Origin of the sequence: Okeania sp. SIO2F4 (assembly GCF_010672385.1) — a bacterium.
Classification (GTDB): domain Bacteria; phylum Cyanobacteriota; class Cyanobacteriia; order Cyanobacteriales; family Microcoleaceae; genus Trichodesmium.
Window position 1 is genome coordinate 1 of sequence record NZ_JAAHGT010000665.1, and the last position, 5,533, is coordinate 5,533.

The following is a 5,533-nucleotide window of genomic DNA, read 5'->3' on the forward strand; positions in this document are numbered from 1 at the left end:
TCTGAACTTTTGACACAAGCTCTAACCCACCGTTCCTATTTAAACGAAAATTCTGGGGATGGGGATGAAGAAGACAACGAAAGTTTAGAATTTATTGGGGATGCCGTACTAGGTTTCTTAGTAGAAGAATTACTATATTTAAAAATCAAGAACTTTTGACACAAGCTTTAAACCACCGTTCCTATTTAAACGAAAATTATGAGGATGGGGATGAAGAAGACAACGAAAGTTTAGAATTTCTCGGGGATGCCGTACTAGGTTTCTTAGTAGGAGAATTACTATATAGAAGATATAAGGAAGACCACAATTTAAAACCTAAAAAACTGACTCGCCTCCGTTCACTTTTAGTAGATGAAAAACAATTAGCAAAATTCGCGGTTCAATTACGAATTGGTAAAAAAATGCGCTTAGGTAAAGGTGCAAAAAAAGATGGTGGTCGGCAAAACCCTGCTTTACTTAGTGATATTTTTGAAGCAATCATTGGAGCCTATTTTATTGACTCAAATTTGATGAACCTTCGCTCTTTTGTGAACAAAATTTTTCAACCTGTTGCAGACTATCTAATGTCTTTAGACAATGATTTAGTAGATACTAAAGCTAAATTTCAACAATGGGCATTAGAAAAAATTGAACAAATTCCTAAATATGAATCTAATAAATGTGGTGGTTCAGACAATAAACCTAATTTTTTATCTAGAGTATTTGTAGCTAATAGAATGTATGGTGAAGGTAAAAGTAGAAGTAAAAAATATCCAGAAAAACTTGCGGCTGAAAATGCACTAGCTAAATTGAAACAAGAAGGATTAATATAGATAAACATCAATAAATTTAAAATTGGCAGATGATAGATAAAATACCCGAATTTAAAAATCAAGAACTTCTCAAACAAGCTTTAACCCACCGTTCCTATTTAAACGAAAATTCTGGGGATGAAGAAGACAATGAAAGTCTCGAATTTTTGGGCGATGCTGTACTAGGTTTCTTAGTAGGAGAATTACTATATAGAAGATATAAAGAAGAACACGATTTAAAACCTAAAGAACTGACTCGCCTCCGTTCACTTTTAGTAGATGAAAAACAATTAGCAAAATTTGCACTTCAATTAGGAATTGGTGAAAAAATGCGCTTAGGTAAAGGTGCAGAAAAAGATGGTGGTCGGCAAAATCCAGCTTTACTTAGTGATACTTTTGAAGCAATAATTGGAGCCTATTTTCTCGACTCAAATTTGACGAAAGTTAGACCTTTTGTCAAGAGACTTTTTCAACCTGTTGCAGATGATCTAATTTTTCCTGATTCTGAGGAGAATTCACCACCCAATGATTTAGTAGATACTAAGGGTAAATTTCAACAGTGGGCATTGGCAAAATTTAGAGAAAATCCTAAATATGAATCTAATGATGGGGAAGGTCCAGACCATGCTAAAGTATTCACTGCTGAAGTTAGAGTTAGGGGAAAATTATATGGAGTTGGTAAAGGGAATCGTAAACAAGAAGCTGAAAAACGTGCAGCAGAAAAAGCTCTTAAAAAAGTAGGATTAATTTGAAGAAGGAAGAGTTAAACAATTAATAATTAACAATTAATAATTAATAATTACCTCTTTTATAATAGAAGGAAGGAATAAGTAAAATTGAACAAGCATTATAATTCATTTCTATGAATATCTAAATTTTTCAGAAGCACGAAGAAAGAAAGAATAAATTTGAGAAACCTCCAAGATTCATTCTTGTTAATTTCTCAATTTTTCGACTTAGAGATTTTAGTTCATGTTCAGACCAGGTTAATATCATTTCAGTAAATAAAATATTTAACTGGGTGTACTAAGCTAGTAAAAATGTCAAAATTATACATATAGCTTTTTTTCTAGTATCTGAGACTTTATAGTAAATAAATTTTGATTTGAAAAAAACTGTAGGGGTTTGATCTCCAAACCTCAGCAAAAATGAAATTTGGAGACTAAGCTCCATTAGATAAAATGTTACAAGCTATTTTGCTATAGCTGAATACTAATTGCTATAAATAATTTTTGCTTTTGACTGAAAATAACCAAAGAAATAAAATTAATAGTCTCTCTTTTCTAAAGATATAAAAAAGGAAATTTTGGATTTTCTAGTCTCCCTATTACTGTAGTTACCAATAACTGATAACTGAAATGACCGATCGCCCACGCTCCCGCAAAGAACTATATGCTCGTATTCGCGAAATAGGTCGCGAAGAATTTATCTTGGCAGAAATGGTTCGCTATGGCTTTTGGCCTGAAGGTGAAGAAATGCCCCAAGACCCCACCGATGAAATTCAGCGTCGTGGGGAGCTAGAAAAACAACTCCGAAAACTTCGCCAAGAAAATGCCCGCCTTTTCAGTCAAAAGAAACTGCGTCAAGAAGTCTACAAACAAAGATTAGCTGAGTCCCGTCGCAAACAACAAGAAACTAAAGAACGTCGGGAACGAGAAAGACAAGAACGCGCCGAAGCTTGGCAAGAACAAAAAGAAAATGACATTATTTATCTAGGGGAAGGCGTATCTGGAGGACTTAATAATATTGATGGGAATATTTCCCGTCTCGAAAGTAACAACCTCCCTATCCTTAATACTGCTCAAGATATAGCTACCGCCATAGATATTACTGTAGGAGAGCTTAGGTTTCTAGCATTTTCCCGCCCTACTTCTACAATTTCCCACTATATCCGATTCAAAATTCCTAAAAAAACAGGGGGAGAAAGACAAATATCTGCTCCGATGCCACGTTTGAAAAATGTTCAAACTTGGATACTTGACAATATTCTCTGTAATATTCACCTCCATGAAGCAGCTCACGGTTTTCGCGCCGGACATTCTATCCTGACTAATGCCGAACCTCATGTCGCTGCGGATGTGATTATTAATTTTGACCTGAAAGATTTTTTCCCCTCTATTTCTTACAAGCGGGTTAAAGGGTTATTTTTTTCATTGGGTTATTCTGAAGCTGCTGCTACTATTTTGGCTTTCCTCTGCACCGAACCTAATGTGGCAGAAGTTGAATTAGATGGACAAACTTATTATGTAGCTCAGAGCGAACGCCACTTACCTCAAGGTTCTCCTGCTAGTCCGGCAATTACTAATATAATCTGTCGTCGTTTGGATAAACGTCTGAGTGAAATGGCAGCGGAACTTGGTTTTGTTTATACTCGTTATGCTGATGACTTGACTTTTTCTGGTTCCGGAGATAGTCTCCGACACATTTGCAATATTTTCCGACGTACTGAGTCTATTGTCAGCCATGAAGGGTTTACTGTGAATGAGGAAAAGACGAGAATTATTCGGCGCAAGTCTAGTCAACTTGAAGTTACTGGTGTTGTGGTGAATGAGTTTCCGACTATTTCTCGGAAAGAGTTGAAGAAGTTTCGAGCAACTTTGTATCAGATAGAAAAAGACGGACTCCAAGGGAAGAGGTGGGGTAATAGTGATGATGTGATAGCTGCTATAGAGGGTTTTGCAAATTTTGTAGCGATGGTAAACCCTGAAAAAGGCCGGGAGTTAGTGACGCGGGTGAAAGAAATTAAACAAAAATATGGCGGGAGTTAATGGATAATTAATAATGGATAATTATTTCTGGTTAAAACCGAGAAGATTGAACTAAGTGTGGAAATTTTATCAAAATTTTGGTCCTTGACCCGCGTTCTCCCGTAGGGGAGCGACGCAATTGGAAAACCAATCAATGTTGCGGTTTTACAAATAATCTGTTAAAATGTAAATGTTGAAAATTAGGCAGTAAATGCTTGAAAAGGCGTACAAATTTAGATTTTACCCAACTCCAGAACAGGAAAATCTGTTGAGGAGGACATTGGGGTGTGTACGCCTCATCTACAACAAAGCGCGCTTCTGCAAGAACTACTGCATGGTATGAGAACAAAGAGCGAGTAAGTTACAAGCAAACTTCAGCCATGCTTACCTCTTGGAAAAAGCAGGAAGATTTAGATTTTCTGACTGAAGTCAGCAGTGTACCATTGCAACAAAGTTTAAGACATTTACAAACTGCTTTCACCAACTTTTTTGGTGGAGTGGCTCAATATCCCAACTTCAAGAAAAAGCGTATGGGGTGGTAGGGCTGAGTTTACGAAGGCAGCTTTTAAGTGGAAAGATGGTCAAGTATATTTAGCGATCGGGTGCAGAGCCATTACCCATTAGCTGGAGTAGGCAACTACCAGCAGGTTGTGTACCTAGTACAATTACTGTCAAACTTGACCCAAGTGGTAGGTGGTCTGTATCTCTGAGAGTCAACGACACCAGAGATTTGAGACTCAAGCCGATTAAGAAGCAAGTTGGTGTTGATTTAGGCATCACCAGTTTACTAACTACCAGCGATGGAAAAAAAGTTGCCAACCCAAAGAATCTTCAGAAGTTACACAAAAAACTGAGGTTAGCTCAGAAATCCCTTGATAGAAAACCCGACAAAAAGTCTAACAACTATCACAAAGCCCGACTGAAAGTTGCCAAGATACACGCAAAAATTAAAGATTCAAGACTTGACATGACCCATAAGCTAACAACCCAACGCTCTTAGAGAAAACCAAACAATAGTAGTTGAGGAGTTGGCTATAAAAAACATGGTAAAAAAGCGGTGCGACCCCGCGACGACGCCAGCTCGCTTGCGGAACGCGCACCAAGAGACCACAAAGCACGCAAGAGCTATCAGTGATGCCAACTGGGGAGAATTAGTTAGACAATTAGAATACAAAGCTGATTGGTATGGACGGGAATTAATCACTCTGGACCGATATTTCCCTAGTTCCAAGCGTTGCTCTAATTGTGGTCATGTAGTAGAAAAATTACCTCTAAATATCAGAGAGTGGGATTATCAAGAGTGTGGTAGTCACCATGACCGTGATATAAACGCAAGTATCAATATTTTGGCTGCTGGACTAGCAGTGTCAGCCTGTGGAGCGCGCCTTTAGACCCGTTGGCGAAGCCTGTGCGAAGCACATAGGGAGTAAATCCCGTTTATGCAGGTGCTATGTTAGCGCAGCTCCTCTGTTAGCGCAGCTCCTCCGTTTGCGTAGCATTCCGAAGGAAAGGAGGCAAGAGGCAGCAGGAAGCCCCTATCAGTGATGTTAGGGAATCCCGCCCTGTCTCGATTAGCAGGGTCGGGAGGATGTCAACAATGTAGTCAAAGGCAAAAATGCTGGATTAAAAGGAGTCAGAATTAAAACTGTGAGAACCAAGGGCAATTTTGATGTCCGACATGGGGACAAAATCTTGTCTGTGTCTCGAAACCATATCCAACCTGTTCATAGACGAGATGGATACAATTACTCGTGAGCGAGTATATTTTTTCTAAGAGTTAATATTCTAAAATCTAAAAACCCAGACGTTATAGTTATGACTGTAGAAGAAGCAACTACAACTACTCGTGAGCGAGTATATTTTTTCTAAGAGTTAATATTCTAAAATCTAAAAACCCAGACGTTATAGTTATGACTATACAAGAAGCAACTACAACACAAGCTGCATTTTTACTCAATATTTCCACAGGTAGATTACGAACATTACTGAATGAAG

General features: G+C 38.0%; 8 protein-coding genes. All 8 read left to right on the forward strand.

From position 1 onward, the window contains the following. Positions 1-9: 9 nt before the first annotated feature. The 8 genes from F6K22_RS29990 (at position 10) to F6K22_RS43660 (ending at position 4,929) form a co-directional block, all read left to right on the forward strand. Entirely contained in the window at positions 10-159 is a 150-nt protein-coding gene (locus F6K22_RS29990; protein WP_293106611.1) for a hypothetical protein, read from the forward strand. Continuing rightward, the gene (gene rnc, locus F6K22_RS29995; protein ID WP_375340208.1) at positions 135-812 is read left to right on the forward strand and encodes a ribonuclease III; all 678 of its coding nucleotides are present in this window, start codon (positions 135-137) and stop codon (positions 810-812) included. Before F6K22_RS29990 ends, rnc (F6K22_RS29995) begins: the two co-directional genes overlap by 25 nt. Before the next feature lie 29 nt (positions 813-841). Next, complete coding sequence (gene rnc, locus F6K22_RS30000; protein WP_293106605.1) at positions 842-1,543, forward strand: ribonuclease III; 702 nt, start codon at positions 842-844, stop codon at positions 1,541-1,543. A gap of 606 nt (positions 1,544-2,149) precedes the next feature. Beyond that, positions 2,150-3,559: a reverse transcriptase family protein gene (locus tag F6K22_RS30005; RefSeq protein WP_293106608.1), complete on the forward strand. Its 1,410-nt coding sequence runs from the start codon at positions 2,150-2,152 to the stop codon at positions 3,557-3,559. Between the two features lie 190 nt (positions 3,560-3,749). Next, complete coding sequence (locus tag F6K22_RS43645) at positions 3,750-3,881, forward strand: helix-turn-helix domain-containing protein (protein WP_363274737.1); 132 nt, start codon at positions 3,750-3,752, stop codon at positions 3,879-3,881. Further along, a complete protein-coding gene (locus F6K22_RS43650) occupies positions 3,826-4,080 on the forward strand; it encodes a hypothetical protein (RefSeq protein WP_363274744.1) in 255 nt (84 codons plus the stop codon). Before F6K22_RS43645 ends, F6K22_RS43650 begins: the two co-directional genes overlap by 56 nt. 122 nt (positions 4,081-4,202) lie before the next feature. After that, on the forward strand, positions 4,203-4,538 hold the full coding sequence (locus F6K22_RS43655; protein ID WP_363274742.1) for a transposase: 336 nt from the start codon (positions 4,203-4,205) through the stop codon (positions 4,536-4,538). A gap of 43 nt (positions 4,539-4,581) precedes the next feature. Continuing rightward, on the forward strand, positions 4,582-4,929 hold the full coding sequence (locus tag F6K22_RS43660; RefSeq protein ID WP_363274739.1) for an RNA-guided endonuclease TnpB family protein: 348 nt from the start codon (positions 4,582-4,584) through the stop codon (positions 4,927-4,929). Positions 4,930-5,533 lie beyond the last annotated feature (604 nt).